At 60.9% G+C, this 24,623-nt stretch carries 19 protein-coding genes and 3 pseudogenes; 10 read left to right on the top strand and 12 right to left on the bottom strand.

The window, feature by feature from the left end:
- The first annotated feature begins 85 nt into the window (after positions 1 to 85).
- The 4 genes from ACZ9BE_RS13860 (at position 86) to ACZ9BE_RS13845 (ending at position 4,309) form a co-directional block, all read left to right on the top strand.
- Complete coding sequence (locus ACZ9BE_RS13860; protein ID WP_056789037.1) at positions 86 to 622, top strand: chalcone isomerase family protein; 537 nt, start codon at positions 86 to 88, stop codon at positions 620 to 622.
- Between the two features lie 80 nt (positions 623 to 702).
- Positions 703 to 2,022 (top strand): Nramp family divalent metal transporter, encoded by a 1,320-nt coding sequence (locus ACZ9BE_RS13855; protein ID WP_041476995.1) that lies wholly within the window; start codon positions 703 to 705, stop codon positions 2,020 to 2,022.
- Positions 2,023 to 2,189: 167 nt separating this feature from the next.
- A complete protein-coding gene (locus ACZ9BE_RS13850) occupies positions 2,190 to 3,410 on the top strand; it encodes a putative DNA modification/repair radical SAM protein (RefSeq protein ID WP_024013352.1) in 1,221 nt (406 codons plus the stop codon).
- Positions 3,407 to 4,309, top strand: a complete 903-nt coding sequence (locus ACZ9BE_RS13845; RefSeq protein WP_476249573.1) for a TIGR03915 family putative DNA repair protein — start codon at positions 3,407 to 3,409, stop codon at positions 4,307 to 4,309. The genes ACZ9BE_RS13850 and ACZ9BE_RS13845 overlap by 4 nt, the downstream gene beginning before the upstream one ends.
- 184 nt (positions 4,310 to 4,493) lie before the next feature.
- On the opposite strand, the pseudogene ACZ9BE_RS13840 reads toward ACZ9BE_RS13845, so the two are convergent.
- The 5 genes and pseudogenes from ACZ9BE_RS13840 to ACZ9BE_RS13820 form a co-directional block, all read right to left on the bottom strand.
- Positions 4,494 to 5,514: pseudogene (locus tag ACZ9BE_RS13840) on the bottom strand (branched-chain amino acid aminotransferase).
- Between the two features lie 245 nt (positions 5,515 to 5,759).
- Positions 5,760 to 7,133, bottom strand: a complete 1,374-nt coding sequence (lpdA, locus tag ACZ9BE_RS13835; RefSeq protein WP_476249572.1) for a dihydrolipoyl dehydrogenase — start codon at positions 7,131 to 7,133, stop codon at positions 5,760 to 5,762.
- 6 nt (positions 7,134 to 7,139) lie between these two features.
- On the bottom strand, positions 7,140 to 8,414 hold the full coding sequence (locus tag ACZ9BE_RS13830) for a dihydrolipoamide acetyltransferase family protein (RefSeq protein ID WP_476249571.1): 1,275 nt from the start codon (positions 8,412 to 8,414) through the stop codon (positions 7,140 to 7,142).
- Positions 8,415 to 9,473, bottom strand: coding sequence for an alpha-ketoacid dehydrogenase subunit beta (locus ACZ9BE_RS13825; protein WP_273528165.1), 1,059 nt, complete (start codon positions 9,471 to 9,473; stop codon positions 8,415 to 8,417).
- 1 nt (position 9,474) lies between these two features.
- Entirely contained in the window at positions 9,475 to 10,710 is a 1,236-nt protein-coding gene (locus tag ACZ9BE_RS13820) for a 3-methyl-2-oxobutanoate dehydrogenase (2-methylpropanoyl-transferring) subunit alpha (RefSeq protein ID WP_071172847.1), read from the bottom strand.
- Between the two features lie 185 nt (positions 10,711 to 10,895).
- On the opposite strand from ACZ9BE_RS13820, the pseudogene bkdR reads away from it, so the two are divergent.
- A pseudogene (gene bkdR / locus ACZ9BE_RS13815) lies at positions 10,896 to 11,385 on the top strand (Bkd operon transcriptional regulator BkdR).
- Between the two features lie 177 nt (positions 11,386 to 11,562).
- Here bkdR and ACZ9BE_RS13810 read toward each other — a convergent pair.
- On the bottom strand, positions 11,563 to 12,426 hold the full coding sequence (locus ACZ9BE_RS13810; protein ID WP_476249570.1) for an MBL fold metallo-hydrolase: 864 nt from the start codon (positions 12,424 to 12,426) through the stop codon (positions 11,563 to 11,565).
- Between the two features lie 92 nt (positions 12,427 to 12,518).
- Between ACZ9BE_RS13810 and ACZ9BE_RS13805 the strand changes: the two genes are divergently transcribed.
- The 3 genes and pseudogenes from ACZ9BE_RS13805 (at position 12,519) to ACZ9BE_RS13795 (ending at position 15,083) form a co-directional block, all read left to right on the top strand.
- Positions 12,519 to 12,860 carry an ArsR/SmtB family transcription factor gene (locus ACZ9BE_RS13805; RefSeq protein ID WP_016775194.1) on the top strand — a complete coding sequence of 114 codons (342 nt, stop codon included), beginning with the start codon at positions 12,519 to 12,521 and terminating at the stop codon, positions 12,858 to 12,860.
- Between the two features lie 166 nt (positions 12,861 to 13,026).
- Positions 13,027 to 14,272, top strand: a pseudogene (locus tag ACZ9BE_RS13800) (NAD(P)/FAD-dependent oxidoreductase).
- 10 nt (positions 14,273 to 14,282) lie between these two features.
- Entirely contained in the window at positions 14,283 to 15,083 is an 801-nt protein-coding gene (locus tag ACZ9BE_RS13795) for a sulfite exporter TauE/SafE family protein (protein ID WP_476249569.1), read from the top strand.
- Between the two features lie 85 nt (positions 15,084 to 15,168).
- On the opposite strand, the gene ACZ9BE_RS13790 is transcribed toward ACZ9BE_RS13795, so the two are convergent.
- The 6 genes from ACZ9BE_RS13790 to ACZ9BE_RS13765 form a co-directional block, all read right to left on the bottom strand.
- Positions 15,169 to 16,449, bottom strand: coding sequence for a TRAP transporter large permease (locus tag ACZ9BE_RS13790; RefSeq protein ID WP_016775191.1), 1,281 nt, complete (start codon positions 16,447 to 16,449; stop codon positions 15,169 to 15,171).
- Positions 16,449 to 16,976, bottom strand: coding sequence for a TRAP transporter small permease (locus ACZ9BE_RS13785; RefSeq protein WP_056789065.1), 528 nt, complete (start codon positions 16,974 to 16,976; stop codon positions 16,449 to 16,451). The genes ACZ9BE_RS13790 and ACZ9BE_RS13785 overlap by 1 nt, the downstream gene beginning before the upstream one ends.
- A 75-nt stretch (positions 16,977 to 17,051) precedes the next feature.
- Positions 17,052 to 18,026 (bottom strand): TRAP transporter substrate-binding protein, encoded by a 975-nt coding sequence (locus ACZ9BE_RS13780; protein WP_150634991.1) that lies wholly within the window; start codon positions 18,024 to 18,026, stop codon positions 17,052 to 17,054.
- Positions 18,027 to 18,087: 61 nt separating this feature from the next.
- Entirely contained in the window at positions 18,088 to 18,981 is an 894-nt protein-coding gene (locus ACZ9BE_RS13775) for an SMP-30/gluconolactonase/LRE family protein (RefSeq protein ID WP_460061856.1), read from the bottom strand.
- Between the two features lie 44 nt (positions 18,982 to 19,025).
- Complete coding sequence (locus tag ACZ9BE_RS13770; protein ID WP_236168613.1) at positions 19,026 to 19,850, bottom strand: NAD-dependent epimerase/dehydratase family protein; 825 nt, start codon at positions 19,848 to 19,850, stop codon at positions 19,026 to 19,028.
- Positions 19,851 to 20,122: 272 nt separating this feature from the next.
- Positions 20,123 to 21,418, bottom strand: coding sequence for an OprD family porin (locus ACZ9BE_RS13765; protein WP_016775185.1), 1,296 nt, complete (start codon positions 21,416 to 21,418; stop codon positions 20,123 to 20,125).
- A 309-nt stretch (positions 21,419 to 21,727) separates the two neighbouring features.
- Between ACZ9BE_RS13765 and ACZ9BE_RS13760 the strand changes: the two genes are divergently transcribed.
- Both ACZ9BE_RS13760 and ACZ9BE_RS13755 read left to right on the top strand, forming a co-directional pair.
- Positions 21,728 to 23,383, top strand: coding sequence for an MFS transporter (locus ACZ9BE_RS13760; protein ID WP_476249568.1), 1,656 nt, complete (start codon positions 21,728 to 21,730; stop codon positions 23,381 to 23,383).
- On the top strand, positions 23,380 to 24,522 hold the full coding sequence (locus ACZ9BE_RS13755) for an HlyD family secretion protein (protein ID WP_041480937.1): 1,143 nt from the start codon (positions 23,380 to 23,382) through the stop codon (positions 24,520 to 24,522). Before ACZ9BE_RS13760 ends, ACZ9BE_RS13755 begins: the two co-directional genes overlap by 4 nt.
- The last annotated feature ends 101 nt before the right edge of the window (positions 24,523 to 24,623 follow it).

Raw genomic sequence — 24,623 nt, 5'->3', positions numbered from 1 at the left:
TATGTTCGCAATTTTTGTATACAAAAATTCAGGCGCGAATCCGGCTATGCTTTGATCATCAGAATGCAGCGGAGACGATACGGCGATGAACAGAACACCCAAGCTCGTTCGTGGCTGTTGTGGCATCGGTTTATGGGCGCTGTTGCTCACACCGACATGGGCCAATTGGCAGGACGCAGTCCCGGGCGCGCAAATTATCGGCAGCGGCGATTTCAGCGTGTTCGGCTTCGACGTTTACAGCGCGCGCTTGTGGAGTGCCGCGTGGCCCCTGGCGGATGGCCAGCCGTTTGCTCTGGAGCTGATCTACCGGCGCAACATCTCGCGAGACGATCTGGTCAGCACCAGCGTCGATGAGATCAAACGCCTTGCCGGTCCCCGGGTCACTTCAGCGCAATTGGCCGGCTGGCAGACGCAGATGCAGCAATCGTTTGTCGACGTTCAGGCCGGCACGCGGATTACCGGCGTGTATCTGCCGGGGCAGGGCGCGCGGTTTTTTGTCGGCCAGAAGCTCCAGCATGAGATTGAGGATCCACAGTTTGCCAAGGCGTTTTTCGATATCTGGCTGGATCCGCGAACACGCAGTCCCGAGTTGCGCGAGCAGTTGTTGGGGGTGAACCCATAGGTTCAGTGATCTTTGCGCTTCAAGGCATCAGGCGAAACGACTAAGCTGCCGGGCTCCCGTTTTTGTTTCTGGATGTGTGCGTGAAATTCAGTCTGCCCAAAATCGCCACCGCGCCGTTTTGCCCGCCGGAAGTGGCCGGCAGTGTCGCGGTTGATCCGACTGCCTCGTTCTTCAAACGTGTGCTGCGTTTCGCCGGTCCCGGTTTGCTGGTGTCGATCGGCTACATGGACCCGGGCAACTGGGCGACCGCGATCGAGGCCGGTTCGCGTTTTGGCTACAGTCTCTTATTCGTCGTGTTGCTGGCGAGTCTGGCCGGCATGGTCGTGCAATGTCTGTGCTCGCGGTTGGGCATCGCCACCGGGCGCGATCTGGCGCAGCTGTCCCGCGAGCGCTACAGCACCCCGACAGCGCGCCTGCAATGGATACTGGCGGAGATCTCGATCATCGCCACCGACCTCGCCGAAGTGCTTGGCTGTGCTCTCGCGTTTCACTTGCTGCTCGGTTGCTCGCTGACCTTCGGCATCGCCCTGACGGCGTTCGACACGTTGCTGGTGCTGGCCCTGCAAAACCGGGGCTTCCGCCGTCTCGAAGCGATCATGCTGGTGCTGGTCGCGACCATCGGTGTGTGTTTCTTCGTCGAATTGTTGTTGATCAAACCGTACTGGCCAGACGTGGCGCTGGGCTTCAAACCCTCGCTGTCCGCCATCAGCGATGCAGCGCCGCTGTATCTGGCCATTGGCATCCTCGGCGCCACAGTAATGCCGCATAACCTTTACCTGCACACCTCGATCGTGCAGACGCGGATGATCGGCAAGGACCTGGCGAGCAAGCAGGACGCGGTGAAACTCGCGCGTATCGACACCATTGGTTCGCTGGCCCTGGCGCTGCTGGTCAACGCTGCGATCCTGATTCTCGCGGCGGCGGCGTTTCACCAGTCCGGACACACCGATGTGGTCGACATTCAGGACGCCTATCACCTGCTCGACCCGCTGGTTGGCGGTGCGCTGGCCAGTGTGCTGTTCGGCGTGGCGTTGCTCGCGTCGGGGCAAAGTTCGACCTTCACCGGGACCATCGCCGGGCAGGTGATCATGGAGGGCTATCTGAACCTGCGCATCCCGTGCTGGCAGCGGCGTTTGATCACCCGCGGGCTGGCGCTGATTCCGGCGTTCATCGGCGTCTGGCTCATGGGCGATAACGCGATCGGCAAGTTGCTGGTGTTGAGCCAGGTCGTGCTCAGCCTGCAACTGCCGTTCGCCTTGTACCCGCTGATTCGCATGACCAACGACCGGCAGTTGATGGGGCCGTTCGTCAACCGCTGGCCCACGCGGGTGCTGGCCTGGGGGCTGTTTGTGTTGATCAGCGGGGCGAACAGCTGGTTGATATTGCAGTGGGCGGTTTGATCACTGAGTTGCGGTGACTCGCAGGGCCTCTTCGCGAGCAGGCTCGCTCCCACAGGTTTTCGCGGGCGGCCACAATTCAGCTGGCCAGCCGACGAGGGGTCATCCATCAACTTGTTTCGCGGCGGGCGAGCCTATACTGTATATGCACACAGTAAAGAGTCCGTGCCATGCAAATCATCGACAAGCTCAGCATCCTCGCCGACGCCGCCAAGTACGACGCCTCCTGCGCCAGCAGTGGTGCGCCCAAGCGCAGCTCCGAGGGCAAGAGCGGGCTTGGTTCGACGGATGGCATGGGCATCTGTCACAGCTACACGCCGGACGGGCGCTGTGTGTCGTTGCTGAAAATCCTGCTGACTAACTTCTGCCTTTACGATTGCCAGTATTGCGTCAACCGCCGTTCCAGCGATGTGCCGCGTGCGCGCTTCACCCCGGAAGAAGTCGTGACGCTGACCATGGATTTCTACCGCCGCAACTGCGTCAGCGGCCTGTTTCTCAGCTCCGGGATCATTCGCTCGGCGGACTACACCATGGAGCAACTGGTGCGGGTGGCGAAGTTGCTCCGAGAAGAGCACGAATTTCGCGGCTACATCCATTTGAAGACCATTCCGGAAGCCGATCCGGCCTTGATCGAGGAGGCTGGGCGTTACGCCGACCGCCTCAGCGTCAACATAGAATTGCCCACCGATGCCAGCCTGCAGACACTGGCGCCGGAGAAGGACATAACTTCCATCAAGCAAGCGATGAACACCATCTACACCGGCGTGCAGACGGTATTGAACGAGCCGCGCTCGGCAAAGTTCGCCCCGGCCGGGCAGAGCACGCAATTGATCGTCGGTGCCGATGACACCGACGACAGCACCATCCTCCACAGCGCCCAATCCTTGTACGGCAACTTCCGTTTGCGCCGGGTCTATTACTCGGCGTTCAGCCCGATCCCCGACAGCCCGAAAAGCGTACCGCTCGCCGCGCCGCCGCTGATGCGCGAGCACCGTTTGTATCAGGCTGATTTCCTCCTGCGCAGCTACGGCTACAGCGCTGACGAATTGCTTAAAGGCCCGGGCAATCTGGCGCTCGATATCGACCCGAAGCTGGCCTGGGCGCTGGAAAATCGCGAAGTGTTTCCGCTGGACCTGAACCGTGCCGACGCGACGTTGATCGCGCGCATCCCCGGCATCGGCTTGCGCACCACCGAGCGCCTGGTCGAGTTGCGTCGCCAGCGCCGCATCCGTTACGAAGACGTGGCGCGGATGCGCTGCGTGCTGGCCAAGGCCAAGCCTTTCATCATCACCAGCGATTACCACCCGCAACAGGCGGAAGTCACCAGCCACATGCTCTATCAGCAATTGCGCGACCGACCGATGCCGCAGCAGATGGGGTTGTGGGGATGATCAGTCTTGATTGCGATGACCTGTTCGACACATGGCGTCAGCAGGCGCGCTGGTTGCTCAGCCATGAAATCGATCCGAGTCTGGTGAGCTGGGCGGCGGAAGGGGTGGGCGATCTGTTTGCCAGTGATGAGCACGTGCCCGACGGGCAGGGGCCGTTTCAGGCGCGTATTCCCCGCGCGCTGCTCGACACCCTCGAACAAGCGGCGCGCTATCGCGGCGAGCAACGCTGGAGCCTGTTGTATGAAGTGCTCTGGCGCGTCAGTCACGGCGACCGCACGGCGATGATGGCGGGCGACAAGCTCGGCAGCGAATTGCAGCGGCGCATCAAGCAGGTCAGCCGCGAGGCCCATCATCTGCATGCATTTGTGCGTTTCATCGAGCGGTCGAAGGATCAGCCCGGTCCACAATATGTGGCGTGGCACGAACCGGCCCATGACATCCTGCACAGCGCCAGCGAGCACTTTATCGGGCGCATGGGCCAGCATCGCTGGTTGATCGCCACACCGCGTGACGGCGTTTATTACGACGGTGAGCAATTGATTCACGAGCGGCAGTGCCCGATTGAGTGGCAGCAACTGGCGCAGAACGTCGACGATCCCCACGGCGATTTGTGGTTGACCTACTACAGCCACATCTTCAACCCGGCGCGGTTGAACCCGAAGGTCATGCAAGGGCATCTGCCGGTGCGGTTCTGGAAGAATCTGCCGGAGGGGGAGTTGATACCGGGATTGATCACCCAGGCGCGGATGGGCAAGCAGCAGAATGGGCAGGCGAGCGGGATTTCGGATCGGACGGGCAAGCGCATTGCCTCCAAAAATCAAAAGCAAACCCTCACCCCAGCCCTCTCCCGGAAGGAGAGGGAGCCGACCCAGGTGTTCTTGCGAACTCCATCGACCTGAATGGCCGAGGTGAACGCGATTTTTGAAAAGCGCACAAGTCGGCTCCCTTTCCCCCTCGCCCCCTTGGGGGAGAGGGCTGGGGTGAGGGGGTGACGTTCTTCAATACGACACCAGAGCCCAGCCCTACAAAAAAGCCCCCCACCAATCACTCGGTGGAGGGCTTTGAGCATCAGCAGTCGTCAGATCAAACCTTGACGATCCAGCCCCGCTGGCGCTTCGATGTCGCCGGTCTGCACGCCAGTCAGCTCTTTGTAGAGCTGCTGGGTTACCGGGCCTACCTCGGTTTCGCTGTGGAACACATGCAGGTGGTCGTTGTAGCTGATGCCGCCAATCGGCGTGATCACCGCAGCGGTACCGCAGGCACCGGCTTCCTTGAAGTCCGACAGCTTGTCGATCAGCACGTCGCCTTCAACCACTTCCAGGCCCAGACGCGATTTGGCCAGTTCGATCAGCGACAGGCGGGTGATGCCTGGCAGGACCGACGGCGAGTTCGGGGTGACGAACTTGTTGTCGTGGGTGATCCCGAAGAAGTTGGCCGAACCGACTTCCTCGATCTTGGTGTGGGTCATCGGATCGAGGTAGATCGCATCGGCGAAGTTGGCTTTCTTGGCTTTCGAGCCCGGCATCAGGCTGGCGGCGTAGTTGCCACCGACCTTGGCCGCACCGGTGCCTTGCGGGGCCGCGCGGTCGTAGCTGGAGATCTGGAAGTTGTGCGGGGTCAGGCCGCCCTTGAAGTAGGCGCCGACCGGGATGCAGAAGATCGAGAAGATGAACTCGGGCGCAGTGCGCACGCCGATGTTGTCACCGACGCCGATCACGAACGGACGCAGGTACAGCGCGCCGCCAGTGCCGTAAGGCGGGATGAAACGCTCGTTGGCGCGGACCACGGCTTTGCAGGCTTCGATGAACTGCTCGGTGTCGACCGTCGGCATCAGCAGACGCGCGCAGCTGCGTTGCATGCGCAGGGCGTTCTGGTCCGGGCGGAACAGGTTGATCGAGCCGTCCTTGCAGCGATAGGCCTTCATGCCTTCGAAGCACTGCTGACCATAGTGAAGGGCGGTGGAGCCTTCGCTGATGTGCAGGACGTTATCTTCGGTCAGGGTGCCTTTGTCCCACTCGCCATCGCGAAAGTACGACAGATAGCGCTTGTCGGTCTTGATGTAGTCAAAACCCAGCTTGTCCCAATTGATGCTTTCGTTACCCATGACACCCTCTATCACTGAACAACCGCCGAAACGGTTCAAGGCTTCTGACGTTTTTTTGGATGGGCACAACAATACTTCATTCTTGAGCGGTTTCGCAGCTTGTGGCGAGGGGATTTATCCCCGCTGGGCTGCGAAGCGGCCCCTTTGGCTCAAATATCTGACGCCCGGCGGTGGCAGATTTTGCGGTTGCTGCGCAACCCAGCGGGGATAAATCCCCTCGCCACAGCGGCATTCAGCTGCAACTGTCACAGATGCAGCGCATGCCCCAGCGCCCGCAACGCCGCTTCCTGCACCGCCTCACCCAAGGTCGGGTGGGCATGGATGGTGCCGCCGATGTCTTCCAGTCGCGCGCCCATTTCCAGGCTTTGCGCAAACGCCGTCGACAGTTCGGAAACCCCAACGCCCACCGCTTGCCAGCCGACAATCACATGATTGTCGCGACGTGCGACCACGCGGACGAAGCCGCTTTTCGATTCCAGGGTCATCGCCCGGCCGTTGGCGGCGAACGGGAAGCTGGAAACGATGCAGTCCAGCCCCGCAGCCTTGGCCTCGTCCGGGGTTGTGCCGACCACCACCAGTTCCGGGTCGGTAAAGCACACGGCGGCGATGGCGGTCGGGTTGAACTCACGGCTCTTGCCACTGATCAACTCGGCAACCATTTCGCCCTGAGCCATGGCGCGGTGGGCCAGCATCGGTTCGCCGCTCACATCGCCAATGGCGTAGACGTTGCGCATGCTGGTCTGGCAACGGCTGTCGATCCTGATCGCCGAACCGTTCATGTCCAGATTCAACGCTTCGAGATTGAAGCCCTGCGTATTGGGTTTGCGTCCGACCGCGACCAGTACCTGATCGGTTTCCAGATTGAGGGTTTCGCCTTCAGGATCGCGCACCTGCAACGTGCCGTCGAAACCGAGCACGCTGTGCTTGAGGTACAGCTTCACACCCAGTTGCTTGAGCGCCTCATGCACTGGTTGCGTCAGTTCTGCGTCATAGGCCGGCAGGATACGGTCCTGTGCTTCGACCACGCTGACCTCGGCGCCGAGCTTGCGATAAGCGATGCCCAGCTCCAGCCCGATGTAACCACCGCCGACCACCACCAGGCGTTTCGGCACAGCCGTTGGCGCCAGCGCTTCGGTGGAGGAGGTGATCGGCCCGCCAATCGGCAGGATCGGCAGGTTGACGCTGGTCGAACCGGTGGCCAGTACCAAGTGCTCGCACTGGATGCGGGTATCGCCGACTTCCACGGTTTTGCCGTCGATGACTTTCGCCCAGCCATTGATGACCTGAACCTTGTTTTTCTTCAGCAGCGCGGCGACGCCAGTGGTCAGGCGATCAACGATGCCGTCCTTCCACTCGACGCTTTTGCTGATATCCAGAGTCGGCGCGGCAACGTTGATGCCCAGCGCCGAATGCTGGCTGTGATGTTGCGTCTGGTGAAACTGCTCAGCCACATGAATCAGCGCTTTCGACGGAATGCAGCCGATATTCAGGCAGGTGCCGCCCAACGACTGGCCTTCGACCAAAATGGTCGGAATACCCAATTGCCCGGCGCGGATCGCGGTCACGTAACCGCCGGGGCCGCCGCCGATAATCAGCAGCGTGGTGTTCAGAGATTGCATTCGGGCTTACTCCACAAACAAGGTAGCGGGTTGTTCGAGCAAGCCACGAATGGCCTGAATGAAGAGCGCCGCGTCCATGCCGTCGACCACGCGGTGATCGAAGGAGCTGGAGAGGTTCATCATCTTGCGGATCACCACTTGGCCTTTGACCACCATTGGCCGCTCGACAATTTTGTTCACGCCGACAATGGCCACTTCCGGCAGGTTCAGCACCGGCGTGCTGACAATGCCGCCCAATGCGCCGAGGCTGGTCAGAGTAATGGTCGAACCGGACAGCTCGTCACGGCTGGCCTTGCCATTGCGCGCGGCGTTGGCCAAACGCGAAATTTCCGCGGCGCTGTCCCACAGGCTGCGCGCTTCGGCGTGACGCACCACGGGCACCATCAGGCCGACATCGCTTTGCGTGGCGACGCCGACATGCACCGCACCGAGGCGGGTGATGACTTGCGCTTCGTCATCGTAACGGGCGTTCATCTGCGGGAAGTCGCGCAGGGCGACGACCAGCGCGCGAACAAGGAACGGCAACAAGGTCAACTTGCCACGGCTGGCGCCATGTTTTTCATTCAGATGCGCGCGCAGTTCTTCGATTGCGGTGACGTCGATTTCCTCGACATAACTGAAGTGCGCGGCACGCTGAGTGGCATCCTGCATGCGCTGGGCGATCTTGCGGCGCATGCCGATCACTTGAATCTGTTCTTCGTCGTGGCGCTGGGCATAAGCGGCAGCGGCCGGCGCCGAAGCATTCGACTGACCTTGCGCCAGATAGGCTTCAAGGTCTTCGTGCAACACGCGACCGGCCGGGCCGGAACCGCGCACCAAGCGCAATTGAATGCCCAGATCCAGCGCATGTTTGCGCACGGCTGGCGAGGCTAGCGGGCGTTCATCCGCTTCGCGAGCGACCATCGGACCCTGGCAAACGGCAGCCGGACGTGGTGCGGCGGCTGCGGCGGGCTTGCTTTCAACAGCGGTCTCAACTTTCGGCGCAACCGGTGCTTCTTTGACATGCGCGGGTGCGGCGGACTCTTTAAGGTTGCCGGCACCTTCAACCTCGATGCTGATCAGCACACTGCCGACCGCCATCACTTCACCCGGCTGACCACCGAGCGCAATCACTTTCCCGTGTACCGGCGACGGAATATCGACCATCGCCTTGTCGGTCATGACATCCGCCAGCACCTGGTCTTCAACCACCAGATCGCCAACCTTGACGTGCCACTGCGACAGTTCTACTTCTGCGATGCCTTCGCCGATGTCCGGCATCTTGATAACGTGCGTGCCCATTCAGACCTCCATGACCCGTTTCAACGCCGCGCCCACGCGGGACGGCCCTGGGAAATACGCCCACTCCTGCGCGTGCGGGTAGGGCGTGTCCCAACCGGTGACGCGTTCGATCGGCGCTTCCAGGTGATGGAAGCAGTGCTCTTGCACCAGCGATACCAGCTCGGCGCCGAAACCGCAGGTGCGGGTGGCTTCGTGTACCACCACGCAGCGGCCGGTTTTCTTCACCGACTTGACGATGGTTTCCAGGTCCAGCGGCCACAGGCTGCGCAGGTCGATGACTTCGGCATCGACGCCGGATTCTTCGGCAGCGACTTGCGAGACGTAGACGGTGGTGCCGTAGGTCAGCACGGTCACGTCCTTGCCCGGGCGAGTGATCGCGGCAACGTCCAGCGGCACGGTGTAGTAACCGTCCGGCACCTGGGCTTGCGGATGTTTCGACCACGGGGTTACCGGGCGGTCGTGATGGCCATCGAACGGGCCGTTGTACAGGCGTTTCGGTTCAAGGAAGATCACCGGGTCATCGTTTTCGATGGAGGCGATCAGCAAACCTTTGGCGTCGTACGGGTTGGACGGCATCACCGTACGCAGACCGCAGACCTGAGTGAACATCGCCTCGATACTCTGGCTGTGCGTCTGGCCGCCGTAGATGCCGCCGCCGCAAGGCATGCGCAGGGTCATCGGTGCGGTGAACTCGCCGGCCGAGCGATAACGCAGACGCGCCGCTTCGGAAATGATCTGGTCGGAGGCGGGGTAGACGTAGTCGGCGAACTGGATTTCGGCGACCGGACGCAAACCGTAGGCGCCCATGCCGACGGCGACGCCGACAATGCCGCTTTCCGAGATCGGTGCGTCGAACACCCGCGAGGTGCCGTACTTGGTCTGCAGGCCTTCGGTGCAGCGGAACACGCCGCCGAAGTAGCCGACGTCCTGACCGAAGACGACGACGTTGTCATCACGCTCAAGCATCACATCCATGGCCGAGCGCAGGGCCTGGATCATGGTCATGGTGGTCGTGGTCATGGCGGTTTCCAACTCAATATTGTTGTTGTGATCGTTCATGTCAGATCCCCAACTGCTGACGCTGGCGCTTCAAGTGCTCCGGCATCTCTTTGTAGACGTCTTCGAACATGGTCGCGGCGCTTGGAATCTGACCGCCGGCGAGGGTGCCGTACTGTTCGGCCTGTTTCTGCGCAGCAATCACTTCGGCTTCAAGTTCAGCGCTGACGGCGGCGTGCTCTTCCTCCGACCAGTGGCCGACCTTGATCAGGTGCTGTTTCAGACGCGCGATCGGATCGCCGAGCGGGAAGTGGCTCCAGTCATCGGCAGGGCGGTATTTCGATGGATCGTCGGAGGTCGAGTGCGGGCCGGCGCGGTAGGTGACCCATTCGATCATGGTCGGGCCGAGGTTACGCCGGGCGCGTTCGGCAGCCCAGGCGGAAGCGGCGTAGACCGCATAGAAATCGTTGCCGTCGACACGCAGCGAGGCGATGCCGCAACCGACGCCGCGTCCGGCGAAAGTCGTGGCTTCACCGCCGGCGATGGCCTGGAAGGTGGAAATCGCCCACTGGTTGTTGACCACGTTGAGGATCACCGGCGCCCGATAAACGTGGGCGAAGGTGAGGGCGGTGTGGAAATCCGATTCGGCGGTGGCGCCGTCGCCGATCCACGCCGAGGCGATTTTCGTATCGCCCTTGATCGCCGAGGCCATGCCCCAGCCGACGCCCTGAATGAATTGGGTGGCGAGGTTGCCGGAAATGGTGAAGAAGCCAGCGTCCTTGACCGAGTACATGATCGGCAACTGGCGGCCCTTGAGCGGATCGCGCTCGTTGGACAGCAACTGGCAGATCAGGTCCACCAGCGGCACATCACGGGCCATGAGGATGCTTTGCTGGCGGTAGGTCGGGAAGCACATGTCGTCGATGTTCAGCGCCAACGCCTGGGCGCTGCCGATGGCTTCTTCGCCAAGGCTCTGCATGTAGAACGACATCTTTTTCTGCCGCTGGGCGACGACCATGCGGTTGTCGTAGATGCGCGTCTTGAGCATCGCGCGCATGCCTTTGCGCAGGATCTCGACCGGCACGTTTTCGGCCCACGGGCCGAGGGCGTTGCCCTGATCGTCGAGCACGCGAATCAGGCCACGGGCGAGGTCGGCGGTATCGGCAGGTTCTACATCGACAGGGGGTTTGCGCACCGTACCGGCATCGGTCAGATGCAGGTAGGAAAAATCGGTTTTGCAGCCGGGACGGCCCGAGGGTTCAGGGACGTGCAGGCGCAGCGGTTCATACGCTTGGGTCATGGCTTCTACGCTCGATCTTGTGAATTTCTTGTAGTGAGCTGGCAGTCATTCCCGGGTAGGGGAAATCTTGTCCTACAACAATCATAGGCGTGGCCAGGAAGAATATTTCTCTGTGTTTCGTTGCGCTGGCGACCATTTGCAGATAGAAATTCTGCATAAACATAAAAAACAGGTGGTTTTGTCTCATGCGCAAACTGGACCGTACCGATATCGGCATTCTCAACAGCCTTCAGGAGAACGCGCGGATCACCAATGCCGACCTCGCCCGCTCGGTGAACCTGTCACCCACGCCATGCTTCAACCGGGGTCAAGGCCATGGAAGAATTGGGCTTGATTCGCGAGCAGGTCACGCTGCTGGATGCCGATCTGCTGGGGCTGCATGTGAATGTGTTCATTCACGTCAGCCTGGAAAAGCAGGTGGAGGAAGCGCTGCAGCACTTCGAGGAGGCGATTTCTGATCGGCCGGAGGTGATGGAGTGCTACTTGATGGCGGGTGATCCGGATTATCTGATTCGCGTGCTGGTGCCGAGCATCCAGTCGCTGGAACGCTTCATGATGGATTTTTTGACCAAGGTGCCGGGGGTGGCGAATATTCGTTCGAGCTTTGCGCTGAAGCAGGTGCGTTATAAGACCGCGTTGCCGTTGCCTGCGAACGGTTTGACGTTGGGGACGTGAAGATCAAAACATCGCAGCCACGGCAGCTCCATTCGCCGATCGTTCCCACGCTCCGCGTGGGAATGCATCCCGTGACGCTCTGCGTCACTTCTTGAGGCGGAACGCGGAGCGTCCCTGGCGGCATTCCCACGCAGAGCGTGGTAACGATCAGTTGGCTCCGCGCGTGAATCAGCGCGGTCAGAGTTTGTTCAGCGGAATCTTCAGGTAAACCACGCCGTTGTCCTCAGGCGCCGGCATATTCCCCGCCCGTACATTCACCTGAATCGCCGGGAGCAGCAATGTCGGCATGCCCAGCCCGGCATCTCGCTGGGTGCGCATTTCGACGAACGCCGCTTCATCGATCCCGTCATGCACATGAATATTGCTTTTGCGCTGTTCGCCGACAGTGGTCTGGCACTGCGAGGCGCGGCTTTCGGGTGGGTAATCGTGGCAAACGTAAAGCTTCACGCTGGCCGGAAAAGCCAACAGCTTCTGGATCGACTTGAACAAGTGCTGCGCATTGCCACCGGGGAAATCACAGCGCGCGGTGCCGACATCGGGCATGAACAGCGTGTCGCCGACGAGGATCTGTTCGCCGTCGATCAGGTAGGCCATGTCCGCTGGCGTATGGCCGGGGACGTGCAGGGCGGTGGCCTTGAGGTTGCCGATCATGAACGACTCGTTCGGCGCGAACAGGTGATCGAACTGCGAGCCATCGACGCAAAATTCCGGCTCCAGATTGAACAGCGCCTTGAACACATTCTGCACTTTGCTGATCGATTCACCGATGGCGATCTTGCCGCCCAGTTCTCGACGCAGGTGCGGCGCGGCGGAGAGGTGATCGGCGTGGGCGTGGGTTTCCAGCAGCCATTGCACTTGCAAGCGATGCGCACGCACGAAGGCGATGATCTTGTCCGCCTGCGCCGTGCCGGTGCGCCCGGCGGCGCCATCGTAATCGAGCACCGGGTCGACGATCGCGCACTGGCCGCCGTCGGCTTCGTAGACCACGTAGCTGTAGGTCGAGGAGGCGGGGTCGAGGAACGCTTCAATCAGGGCGGGCATGGCGAAAACCTGTGCTGGGTAATTTCGGGTTGCAACACTTTATGTAAAAACATAATGTTCGCAGCTTAAGTGACCTTCAAGGCCTCGTGCAAATGCAATCCAGTCTGACCGAATGTGAAGTCGCCCAACTGCGCGCCTCGGCGTCCAAAGCCTGCGCCTTGCTCAAAGCCCTGGCCAATGAGGATCGCCTGTTGATTCTCTGTCAACTGACCCAGGGCGAACGCAACGTCGGCGAGCTGGAAAAAATGACCGGCGTACGCCAGCCGACGCTGTCCCAGCAACTGGGCATCTTGCGCGATGAAGGCCTGGTCGCGACCCGCCGCGAAGGCAAATACATTTTCTATGGCCTGGCCAGTCACGAAGTGATCCAGGTGATGAAAACCCTCTCGGGGCTGTATTGCGGAGCGGTACTCAAGAGCTGGGAACAGCCATAAATGCCAGCCCTCACAAACATCTCCTGTGGGAGCGAGCCTGCTCGCGAAGGCGGCGTGTCAGCCGACGAATAGTTGACTGAGCCACCGCTTTCGCGAGCAGGCTCGCTCCCACATTGGTTGTTGTGGTGAGCCAAAAAATCCTTGCGTGCAGCAAAAGGAACAAGCAATGAACGATCAACACTGGGGCCTATCCATCAGTGGGGACATCGTGGTCATCGGCGGTGGCACGGCCGGCATCGGTTTTGTCGCCAGCCTGCTCAAGCGTGACCCGCAGCTTAAAGTCACCGTGATCGAACCGAGTTCACAGCACTACTATCAACCGGCGTGGACGCTGGTCGGCGGTGGCGCGTTTGATGTGAAAGACACCGTCAGGCCGATGAGCAAAGTCATGCCGCGTCAGGCGACGTGGATTCAGGCCAATGTCAGCGCCATCGACCCGCAAAGCCGCCAACTCACCCTCGACGACCAGCGCACCGTCAGCTATCAAAACCTGATTGTCTGCCCCGGCCTGCGCCTGGCCTGGGAAAAAGTCGAAGGCTTGCAGGAAAGCCTCGGTCAGCACGGCGTCACCTCCAACTACAGCTATCAACACGCCCAGTACACCTGGGATCAAGTGCAGAAACTGCGCGACGGCCGGGCGCTGTTCACCCAGCCGGCGGATGCCGATCAAATGCGCCGGCGCGCCGCAAAAAGCCCTGTACCTGTCTTGCGATCACTGGCGCAAATCCGCCGTGCTGAAAGACATCAAGGTTGAATTCAATCTCGCTGGCGCTGCGCTGTTTGGCGTGCCGACCTTCGTGCCGCCGTTGATGAAGTACATCGAACAGTACGACGCGCAACTGGCGTTCAACTCGAATCTGGTCAAGGTCGACGGCCCGGCAAAAACCGCGTGGTTTGAAGTCAAGGACGCCGACGGCAATGTCAGCCGGGTCGCGAAAACCTTCGACCTGCTGCACGTCGTGCCGCCACAAGTCGCGCCGGATTTCATCGCACAGAGTCCGCTGGCCGATGCCGGCGGTTGGTGCGAAGTCGATCCACACAGCTTGCAGCATCCGCGCTATCCCGAGGTGTTCGCACTGGGCGATATCTGCGGCACCAGCAATGCGAAAACTGCCGCAGCGGTGCGCAAGCAGGTTGTCGTCGTTGCGCAGAACCTGCTGGCCGCGCGCAAACAACAGCCGCTGCCGCTCAAGTACGACGGCTACGGTTCCTGCCCGCTGACGGTGGAGAAGGGCAAGGTGATCCTCGCCGAGTTCGGCTATGGCGGCAAACTGCTGCCGACCTTCCCGCTGGACCCGACCGTGGCCCGCCGTTCGGCATGGTGGCTGAAGGCGACGCTGCTGCCGTGGTTCTACTGGCACGGCATGCTCAAGGGCCGCGAGTGGCTGACGCGTCTGTCCAGGGTCGACTGAGAAAACTCCTATGTTGCTGGCAAGTCTGTTTGGCGTGGTGATGGGTTTGGTCCTCGGCCTGACCGGCGCGGGCGGCGGGATTCTCGCGGTGCCGGCGCTGGTGCTCGGGCTCGGCTGGACGATGACGCAAGCGGCGCCGGTGGCCTTGTTTGCGGTCGGCAGCGCGGCAGCGGTCGGGGCGATCGACGGTTTGCGCCATGGCCTGGTACGTTACCGCGCGGCGCTGTTGATTGCGGCACTGGGCGCGGTGTTTTCGCCGCTGGGGATCTACTTCGCGCATCAGTTGCCGGAAAAGATTCTGATGATGCTGTTCAGTCTGCTGATGGTCTTGGTCGCCTGGCGAATGTTCAGAAAGGACCGTCAGCAAGCGGGGCCGAGCGATCACGGCCATGCCAGTTGGGGGCAGAAAAACTGCATGCTCAACGAGCAGACCGGGCGCTTCGACTGGACCGCCAAATGCACCGCCACCCTGGCTGCACTGGGAGCGGTTACTGGCGTGGTTTCGGGCTTGCTCGGCGTCGGCGGCGGCTTTCTGATCGTGCCGGCGTTCAAGCAACTGACCGATGTGCAGATGCGCGGCATCGTTGCGACGTCGTTGATGGTGATCAGTCTGATTTCCGCGATCGGGGTGATCGGCGCGTTTCATGCGGGTGTGCGCATTGACAGCCAGGGTGCGGCGTTCATTGTCGCCAGCATCGTTGGCATGATCGTCGGTCGCAGGCTGTGCGCGCAGGTGCCGGCGCGGGCGTTGCAGGTGGGGTTTGCCAGTGTCTGTCTGGTGGTGGCGGGGTACATGCTGGTGCGGGCGTGAAGATCAACAGATCACAGCCTCGTTGCACTCGACAGCTCCTACAGGGGTATGCGATTCCTGCAGGAGCTGCGATCTTTTCAGCGGGTTACAACACCAGGTGCGGCAGCCACAGCGAAATCGCTGGAACGTAGGTCACCAGCAGCAGCACCAGGAACAGCACGCCATAGAACGGCAGCAGCGCTTTTACGGTGCTTTCGATACTGACCTTGCCCACCGCCGAGCCGACGAAGAGCACCGCGCCCACCGGCGGTGTTATCAATCCGATCCCCAGGTTCACCAGCATGATCATGCCGAACTGCACCGGATCGACACCGATGCCCATGATCACTGGCATCAGGATCGGCGTGAGGATCAGGATCAGCGGCGCCATGTCCATCACCGTGCCCAACAGCAGCAACATCACGTTGATGCACATCAGGATCACGTAGCGGTTGTCCGACAGGGTCAGGAACAGCGTGGTGATCTTCGCCGGGATCTGCATCAGGGTCATGATGTAGCCGAAGCTGGCGGCGAAACCGATCAGGATCATCACAATGGAGATGGTGCGCACCGTGCGGTGCATCAGCTTGGGCAGCTCGCTCCATTTGTAGTCGCGGTAGATGAACATGGTCACGAAGAATGACCACAGCACCGCGATGGCCGCCGATTCAGTGGCGGTGAAAATACCCGAGAGAATGCCGCCGAGGATGATCACCATCGCCATCATGCCCCACAGGGCTTCGCCGACGATCTTCAGCGCCTGGCGCATCGGAATCACTTCGCCCTTGGGGTAGTTGCGCTTTTTCGCGAAGATCAGGCACAGCACCATCAGGCAGGCGCTCATCAGCAGGCCCGGGACGATGCCGGCCATGAACAGCGAAGCGATCGACACCGTACCGCCAGCGGCCAGCGAGTAGAGCACCGAGTTATGGCTTGGCGGAGTCAGCAGGGCTTGCACCGAGCCGCTGACGGTCACGGCGGTGGAGAAGTCCCGTGGATAGCCCTTGCGTTCCATTTCCGGAATCAGCACCGAACCCACCGACGCCGTGTCAGCCACCGACGAACCGGAGATCGCGCCGAAGAAAGTCGAGGCAACAATGTTGACCAGCGACAGGCCACCGCGGACGAAACCCACCAGCACCCCCGCACACGCCACCAACCGCCGGGACATGCCGCCCTCGGCCATGATCGCACCGGCGAGGACGAAGAACGGAATGGCCAGCAGCGAGAATTTGTTCACCCCCGAGGCGACCTGGATCATCACCGCCTGGAACGGGATGTCGATCCACCATGCGCCGATCAGCGCAGCGGCGCCCAACGCGTAGGCGACCGGCATGCCGATCAGGATCAATACGATAAAACTGCCCAGCAGAATCAGAGCGTCCATTAAGCGGCACCTTCACTTTCTTCAACCAGGTCGAACTGCACGACCCGCCGTTTGCTCTGGTCACCGAGCAAGAGTTTTTCCAGAACAAAAATCAGCGTCAGCAGGCCGCCCACGGGGATCGGCAAATACGTTACGCCAACGCGCAGATCGGGCAGGGCGGCCATGAACTGGTTCCAGGTGGAGATGCACAGCTTGGTGCCCCAGATGGTCATGAAGATGCAGATTGCCGCCATCAGCAGTTGCGAAAAAATCGCTGCTGCGGATTTCAGCTGCGGTGGCATGCGGTCGGTGAGCATGGCCACGGCCATGTGCGCACCGGCGCGGTAACTGGCGGCAGCGCCGATGAAGGTGAACACCATCATCAGCAGGATCGCCGTGGGCTCAGGCCAGCTCGAACCGGTGCCGAGCACGTAGCGGGCGAAGACGCCCCAGGGAATCATCAGGGAAATCGCCAGGACGGAAAGGCCGGCGACCCAGATGCACGTCATGTAGATCTTGTCGTTGATACGCAGCAGCAGATTCTTCATCGGGTTCCACCGTAACCGGGCGCGCCTGAACCGCTGGCGCGCCGGGCCTTTTTCATGAGTACGGAGCGGGAGGTGTTACTGAACGGCTTCGATCTTTTTGATCAGATCTGCGTACTTCGCACCGTACTTTTCACGTACCGGAGCGGTGGCGTCGTAGAAGGGTTTCTTGTCAACGGTGATGAACTCGACGCCGGCGGCCTTGAGTTTTTCTTCACTGGCGGCGGACTTCTTGTCCCACAACACGCGTTCTTCAGCCTGGGCAGCTTTGGCCGCCGTTTTCACCATCTTCTGTTGATCCGGAGTGAGTCTTTCCCAGGTGATTTTCGACATCACGATCGGCTCTGGCAGGATCAGGTGACCGGTCAGGCTGTAGAACTTGGCGTTCTGGAAGTGGTTGTGTTCGAGCAGGGTCGGCGGGTTGTTTTCCGCGCCGTCGATCACGCCGGTCTGCAGGGCGCTGAAGATTTCCCCGGTGTCCATGGCGATACCGTTACCGCCCATGGCGTTCATCATGTCGATGAACATCGGGTTGCCTTGTACGCGGATTTTCATGCCCTTGAGGTCTTCGAGCTTGCGCACCGGTTTCTTGGTGTAGATGTTGCGCGTGCCGCCGTCCATCCACGCCAGGGCCACCAATTTGAATTCGGAGTTGGTGATCTTGTCGAGAATCTCATCGCCCACCGGGCCATCGATGACGTTACGCATGTGTTGCTGGTCGCGGAAAATGAACGGCATGTTGAACACGTTCACATCCGGCACCACGGGGCCGACGATACCCAGGCTGACCCGGGACATCTGTATCGCGCCGACTTGCATCTGCTCGATGACTTCCTTCTCGGAACCGAGCACTCCGCCCGGGAAGTACTGGAAGGTCAGCTCGCCGTTGGTTTCCTTTTCAAGCGTTTTGCCCATGCTCTTTTCGGCCACCACAGTTGGGTAACCGTCTGGATGAATATCAGCGAATTTGAGTTTCATATCTGCCTGAGCGCCACCAGCAAAGGTGAACATCAGCGGGAGTGCAGCGGCGAGCAAGGTGCGTTTGAAGTTCATGGGGGGTGAGTCTCCAGTCTTGTTATTTTTGTGTTCAAGGCGCAGCGGTGCAGCAGAGGGTCTAAAGCAAATCGTTGAATTGCGGTTCGGCGAGGCCCTTGACGCCTGGCTTCAGGGCGAACACGCCGCCGGCCAGGGATTGCGGATCGTGGTCATCGCCGGGGCGAATCGAGGCGACAAACAAGGTGTCCAGGTTGCTGCCGCCGAAGGCACACATGGTCGGTTTCTTCACCGGTACTTCCAGTGAAAAATCCAGACGACCGTCCGGGGCGAAGCGGTGAATCAGGCCGGCGTCGTTGGCGCAGATCCAGTAGCAGCCTTCGGCATCCACGGCAGCGCCATCGGGGCGGCCGGGGAAGTGATTCATGTCGACGAAGATTCGGCGATTCGATGGCGTGCCGGTCTCGGTGTCGTAATCGAAGGCCCAGATCAGTTGCACGTTGGGGTGCGAATCCGACAGATACATGGTTTTGCCGTCGGGGCTGAAGGCGAGGCCGTTGGGTACGATGAAGCCATCCAGCTGCGCTTCGATCACGCCAGTCTGCCCGGCGCCGTAGCGATAGAGCCGGCCTTCAGGCGCGTTCTGGCCCATATTCAGCACCATGCTGCCGGCCCAGAAACGACCTTGGCGATCACAGCGACCGTCGTTGAGGCGCATGTCCGCGCGGCTGTGCCCGACGGTGGCGAGCAATTCGCTGTCGAGGCTGCCGTCGCTGTGCGGGTGCAGGCGATAGAAACCGCTTTCCATGCCGGCGACCCAGCCGCCACTGCGGTGGCGGCTGATGCAGGCGAGCATTTGCGGGGCTTTCCACGAGGCGACGTGCCCGGTGTCAGCGCTCCAGCGTTGCAGCCCGCCGTTGGGAATATCGACCCAGTACAGGGCGTTTTCCTGCGGCACCCAGACCGGGCTTTCACCGACCGCGTTGCGGGCGTCGACGATCAATTCGGCTTGCATACTCATTCCCATGGTTTTTATTGGAGGGGGATCAAGTCGAGCGATCAATCGCCAAACGGGCCTGCTGCGACGAAGGCGCCGCCCTGATAGATCCGCGCCGGATCATCGTCGGCTGGCATCGGTTGCGCTTCGACCTTGTCGCGGAACACTTCCGAGGTGTCCTTGGCTTCGAAACCGAGGTGGCTGGCGTAGCGGTTGTCCCACCAGACGTCTTTGTTGGCGGACATGCCGTAGACCACGGTGTGGCCGACATTTGGGGTGTACAGCGAGCGTTCGAGCAGTTGCGTGAGATCGTCGAAGCTCAGCCAGGTGTGCATCATCCGGCGGTTCTGCGGTTCGGGGAACGAGGAGCCGATGCGGATGCTGACGGTTTCGATACCGTAGCGATCGAAGTAGAAACTGGCCATGTCTTCGCCGTAGGACTTGGACAAGCCGTAGTAACCGTCGGGGCGGCGTGGAGATATGGCGTCGAGTTTCTCGTCCTGTTTGTAGAAACCGATGACGTGGTTGGAGCTGGCGAAGATCACCCGCTTCACACCGTGCTTGCGTGCCGCTTCGTAAATGTGGAAAACGCCACAGATGTTGGCGCCGAGGATTTCTTCGAACGGCCGCTCAACCGAAACGCCGCCGAAATGCAGGATCGCATCGACCCCTTCGACCAGTTGATGCACGGCTTGCTTGTCGGCGAGATCGCAGAGCACGACTTCTTCGTGGTCATCGACGGCCGGGGCGAGGGCGGCGATGTCGGACAGGCGCAGCACATTGGCGTAAGGGCGCAGGCGTTCGCGCAGGACTTTGCCCAAGCCTCCGGCGGCACCGGTCAGCAGCAGGCGATTGAAAGGAGCGCGGGGGGTAGAAATAGACGTCATGGCAATCCCTGAACACATTGTTATTAGGTTTGTTGTAGGTTGTCGTATGACTGCGCTGAAGTATCGGTAGGGTTTCCGGATCTTGTCAACGCGACTTTTGGTGTAGATGACGGAAGGGGCGATTCATTTTTTCAACACCCGATACTTGCCTTGCAATGCAATCCCCTTGTGGGAGCGAGCCTGCTCGCGAAGGCGTTGTGCCAGTCAGAACAAGTCGACTGGTCCGGCGCTTTCGCGAGCAGGCTCGCTCCCACAGGGCAAACCGCCAACCGTTACAACAACGAAATCGGATAGCTGATAAAGATCCGGTTCTCGTCAAATTCGTTGGTGCTGAAGTCCCGGCGAATGGTCGCGTTGCGCCATTTCACGTTGAGGTTCTTCAGCGGGCCGCTCTGCACGGTGTAGGCCAGCTCCGATTCGCGGCCCCATTCCTTGCCGTCGTTGGTGGTGGCGGTGTGTACGTTATCGCCGCTGATATAGCGGTTCATCAGGGTCAGGCCAGGCACGCCCAGCGCAACGAAGTTGTAGTCGTGACGCACCTGCCAGGAGCGCTCTTTGGCGTTGTCATAACTGGCGTTGTAACTGTCGTTGGCCAGGGTGCCGCCGCTGGTGCCGTTGACGCGCATCCAGGCATCGTCGCCGGTGAGTTTCTGCAGGCCGACGTAGAAGGTGTTGCCACCATATTTCGCCGAGAGCAGGGCGAACGCGGTCTTGTTGTCGAGGTCGCCGGCCTGAGCGCTGCCGTCTTCCTTGCCGGTGAAGAAACCGAGGTTAGCGCCCAGCGTCCAGTCGCCCATCGGCTGGCTGTGGCTGAGGTTGAAATACTGCTGCTGATAGATGTCGGTGAGCTCGGCGTACCACACGCCGACCATCGTGCGTTTTTCGTTGAAGCTGTATTCGCCGCCGCCGAAGTTGAAGCGATCGGAGGTGAATGCACCGCGGCCGTTCATCGACATGTCTTCCATGCTCGCGTCGTTGCGCGGGCTGTTGCCACGGAACTGGCCGCCGTAAACGGTCAGGCCGTTGATCTCGGTGGACGTGATCTGGCCGCCGCGAAAGGTCTGCGGCAGGGAGCGGCCGTCGTCGGAGCGCAGGATCGGCAATACCGGCATCCATTCGCCGACCTTCAATTCGGTCTTCGAGACTTTGGCTTTCAGCGCCACGCCGAGGCGACCGAAATTGTCGGCCGGGCGACCGTCATCATGAATCGGCAACAACTGTGTACCGCCAGTGCCTTTGCCGCCATCGAGCTTTTGCGAATACAGCCCGAGCACATCGAGGCCGAAGCCGACGGTGCCTTGGGTGAAGCCGGATTTGGCGTCGAGAATGAAGCTCTGTGTCCACTCTTCAGCCTTGCCCTGCGGATAGGCCGGGTTGACGAAGTTGCGGTTGAAGTAGGCGTTGCGCAGGTTCAGCGTGGCTTTGCTGTCGTCGAGGAAGCCTTCGGCATCAGCGCTCATGGGCAGGGCCAGGGCTAGGCTGCTGCAACCGATCAGGCTGAGGGTCGAACGCGGCTTGAAATGGGCAAAACGTGAAGGGCGGACGGAATTGCGGGCGAGTGGGCTCACTGTGACGCTCCCTGGATCGTTTGTTGTTTTTATTATTTGTCATACGTCGTCGTACAACATCGATGCGGATATTTCCCAGATTTTCAGGGATTGTCAACTGGAAGTTATACGATGACCTCCCGTGCGACGCCGAACCCATGTGGGAGCGAGCCTGCTCGCGAATGCGGACTTTCAATCAATGAAGTTGTCGACTGACACAGCGCTTTCGCGAGCAGGCTCGCTCCCACAGGGTTCCTTGGTGTCTGTCGAGTCGTGTGTTGCCCGTGAAATTGCGGCAAACTTCCCTCACCCCCAGCACCAGGCCGCTCCATGGATAAATACGCCCCGCGCAACTGGCAACCCCACGAAAAGCCCAGCCTGCCCGGTTCTCCGTCGACACCGCTGCACTCCACGCCCAAGCGCCTGGCGTACGCGGCGGTTGGCGTGCTGGTGGCGGTGACCGGTGGATTAGGCAACTCGCTGGTGGTTGCCAACCTGCCTTACCTGCAAGGCTCGCTCGGCGCGACCACGGCGGAAATGGCCTGGTTGCCGGCGGCGTATGTGATGACCAACGTGTCGATGAACCTGCTGCTGGTGAAGTTTCGCCAGCAATTCGGCTTGCGCGCGTTCACCGAAGTGTTTCTGGTGCTGTATGCGCTGGTGACCTTCGGCCATTTGTTCGTCAACGATCTCAACTCGGCAGTGGCGGTGCGGGCTGCCCACGGCATGGTCGGTGCGGCGCTGAGCTCGCTGGGTCTGTATTACATGGTGCAGGCGTTCCCGGCGAAGTGGCGGCTCAAAGCGTTGGTACTCGGCCTCGGCACGTCGCAACTGGCGTTACCGCTGGCGCGGCTGTTTTCCGAAGACCTGTTGCAGATCGCCGAATGGCGCGGTCTGTACCTGTTCGAATTGGGCATGGCCCTGCTGTCACTCGGCTGTGTGTTGCTGCTGAAGTTGCCGCCCGGTGACCGCTTCAAGACCTTCGAAAAACTCGACTTCCTGACCTTCGCCATCCTCGCCACCGGTGTGGCGTTGTTGTGCGCGGTGCTGTCGCTGGGGCGCATCGACTGGTGGCTGGAGGCGGACTGGATCGGCGTGGCGCTGGCCTGTTCGATCGCGCTGATCATCATGGGCCTAGCCATCGAGCACAACCGCAGCAACCCGATGCTGATGACGCGGTGGCTGGGCAGCGGAACGATGATTCGCCTGGCGCTGGCGGTGACCCTGATTCGCATGGTCACCTCGGAGCAATCCACCGGCGCGGTCGGTTTCATGCAGAACCTCAACATGGGCTATGAGCAGTTGCACAGTCTGTATGTGGTGATGCTGATCGGCAGTATCGCCGGGCTTGCCACCAGCGCGTTGACCATCGACCCCAAGCACTTGCTGATGCCGTTGATCATCTCGCTGGCGCTGATGGCCACCGGTTCGGTGATGGACAGTTTTTCCAACAACCTGACCCGCCCGCAAAATCTCTACTTCAGCCAGTTCCTGCTGGCATTCGGCAGTACGTTTTTTCTCGGCCCGACCATGGTCTTCGGCACGCGCAACGTGCTGACCAATCCGCGCAACCTGGTGAGTTTTTCCGTGCTGTTCGGGATCTGCAACAACCTCGGCGGGCTGCTCGGCGCGGCGTTGCTTGGCACCTTTCAGATCGTGCGGGAGAAGTACCACTCCAGCCACATCGTCGATCATCTGGTGATGTCCGATCCGTTGGTGGCGGCGCGTGTGCAGAGCGGCGGCTCGGCGTTCGGCGGTTTGCTCGCCGACCCGAGCCTGCGCAATCTGGCCGGCATTCGCAGCCTCGCCAATGCGGCAACACGCGAAGCGAACGTGCTGGCCTATAACGATGTCTTCATGCTGATCGCGGTCATTGCCGTCCTGACCATGATCTGGCTTTCGATTCGTGCGTTGTGGCTGATGAGCACCACCAAAGCCATTGAGCCGACACCTTCCGTACCACCCAGCGGTGCCACTTCTTCATGACCGAACCGACCACCACAACCACCAATGCCATCGCCGCCACGCCTGAAGGGGAAGCGCCGCCATCGTCGCCGAACACTGCGCCGCGTTCGCTGCGGGTGCGGATCATATCTTCGCTGGGCTTTGCCGCAATCGCCATCGTCGGCGTGCTGATCGTGCTGTATGCGTGGCAACTGCCGCCGTTCAGCAGTGCGGTCGAAACCACCGAAAACGCCTTGGTGCGCGGGCAGGTGACGATCATCGGCCCGCAGCTCAGCGGCTATGTGTTCGAGGTGCCGGTGCAGGACTTCCAGTACGTCAAGGCCGGGGATCTGCTGGTGCGTCTGGACGACCGCATTTATCAGCAACGCCTCGACCAGTCCCTGGCACAACTGGCGGTGCAGAAGGCCGGGCTGGCCAACGTCGTGCAGCAACGCAACAGCGCCGAGGCAACGATCAAATTGCGTCAGGCGGTGCTCGCCGACAGCCAGGCGCAGTTGCGCAAGAGCGAGGCCGATCTGCGGCGTAATCAGGAACTGGTGCGCGACGGCTCGGTGTCCAAGCGCGAATTCGACGTGACCCTTGCTGCCAACGCGCAGAGCACGGCTTCTGTGGCGCAGGCCAAGGCCAATCTGGAAATCGCCCGTCAGGATCTGCAAACGGTGATCGTCAATCGCGGCTCGCTGGAGGCCGCCGTGGCCAGTGCCGAAGCAGCGGTGCAACTGGCGCGCATCGATCTGTCGAACACGCGAATTGTCGCCCCGCGCGACGGCCAGCTCGGGCAGATCGGCGTGCGCTTGGGCGCCTACGTCAACTCCGGCGCGCAATTGATGGCGCTGGTCCCGGACCAGAAATGGGTGATCGCCAACATGAAGGAAACCCAGATGGCCAACGTACGTGTCGGGCAACCGGTGCGCTTCACCGTCGACGCCTTGAACCACCGCAGATTCACCGGCCATGTGCAGCATATTTCGCCGGGCACCGGCTCGGAATTTGCCTTGCTGCAGGCCGACAACGCCACCGGCAACTTCGTCAAGATCGCCCAACGGGTGCCGGTGCGCATCACCATCGATCCCGATCAGCAGGAAGCAGAACGCTTGCGGCCGGGGATGTCAGTTGTTGTCAGCATCGACACCGCCGCCGGCGACACCCAACCCCACTGATCAATGCATAACCCTGTGGGAGCGAGCCTGCTCGCGAAAGCGTCGTATCAGTAACATTTCTTTATCTGACACACCGCTTTCGCGAGCAGGCTCGCTCCCAC

The sequence above is a fragment of the Pseudomonas sp. TE9122 genome (genome assembly GCF_056278925.1).
The sequence above is the reverse complement of the archived record's forward strand: the minus strand, read 5'-3'. Positions and strand labels throughout refer to the sequence as shown.

What these genes read in the sequence shown, in the direction of transcription:
- ACZ9BE_RS13860 (WP_056789037.1), top strand. Translation starts at nt 86, where the DNA reads ATGAACAGAACACCCAAGCTCGTTCGTGGCTGTTGTGGCATCGGTTTA.
- ACZ9BE_RS13850 (WP_024013352.1), top strand. Translation starts at nt 2,190, where the DNA reads ATGCAAATCATCGACAAGCTCAGCATCCTCGCCGACGCCGCCAAGTAC.
- ACZ9BE_RS13845 (WP_476249573.1), top strand. Translation starts at nt 3,407, where the DNA reads ATGATCAGTCTTGATTGCGATGACCTGTTCGACACATGGCGTCAGCAG.
- lpdA (WP_476249572.1), bottom strand. Translation starts at nt 7,133, where the DNA reads ATGCAATCTCTGAACACCACGCTGCTGATTATCGGCGGCGGCCCCGGC.
- ACZ9BE_RS13830 (WP_476249571.1), bottom strand. Translation starts at nt 8,414, where the DNA reads ATGGGCACGCACGTTATCAAGATGCCGGACATCGGCGAAGGCATCGCA.
- ACZ9BE_RS13825 (WP_273528165.1), bottom strand. Translation starts at nt 9,473, where the DNA reads ATGAACGATCACAACAACAATATTGAGTTGGAAACCGCCATGACCACG.
- ACZ9BE_RS13820 (WP_071172847.1), bottom strand. Translation starts at nt 10,710, where the DNA reads ATGACCCAAGCGTATGAACCGCTGCGCCTGCACGTCCCTGAACCCTCG.
- ACZ9BE_RS13810 (WP_476249570.1), bottom strand. Translation starts at nt 12,426, where the DNA reads ATGCCCGCCCTGATTGAAGCGTTCCTCGACCCCGCCTCCTCGACCTAC.
- ACZ9BE_RS13805 (WP_016775194.1), top strand. Translation starts at nt 12,519, where the DNA reads ATGCAATCCAGTCTGACCGAATGTGAAGTCGCCCAACTGCGCGCCTCG.
- ACZ9BE_RS13795 (WP_476249569.1), top strand. Translation starts at nt 14,283, where the DNA reads ATGTTGCTGGCAAGTCTGTTTGGCGTGGTGATGGGTTTGGTCCTCGGC.
- ACZ9BE_RS13790 (WP_016775191.1), bottom strand. Translation starts at nt 16,449, where the DNA reads ATGGACGCTCTGATTCTGCTGGGCAGTTTTATCGTATTGATCCTGATC.
- ACZ9BE_RS13785 (WP_056789065.1), bottom strand. Translation starts at nt 16,976, where the DNA reads ATGAAGAATCTGCTGCTGCGTATCAACGACAAGATCTACATGACGTGC.
- ACZ9BE_RS13780 (WP_150634991.1), bottom strand. Translation starts at nt 18,026, where the DNA reads ATGAACTTCAAACGCACCTTGCTCGCCGCTGCACTCCCGCTGATGTTC.
- ACZ9BE_RS13775 (WP_460061856.1), bottom strand. Translation starts at nt 18,981, where the DNA reads ATGCAAGCCGAATTGATCGTCGACGCCCGCAACGCGGTCGGTGAAAGC.
- ACZ9BE_RS13770 (WP_236168613.1), bottom strand. Translation starts at nt 19,850, where the DNA reads ATGACGTCTATTTCTACCCCCCGCGCTCCTTTCAATCGCCTGCTGCTG.
- ACZ9BE_RS13760 (WP_476249568.1), top strand. Translation starts at nt 21,728, where the DNA reads ATGGATAAATACGCCCCGCGCAACTGGCAACCCCACGAAAAGCCCAGC.
- ACZ9BE_RS13755 (WP_041480937.1), top strand. Translation starts at nt 23,380, where the DNA reads ATGACCGAACCGACCACCACAACCACCAATGCCATCGCCGCCACGCCT.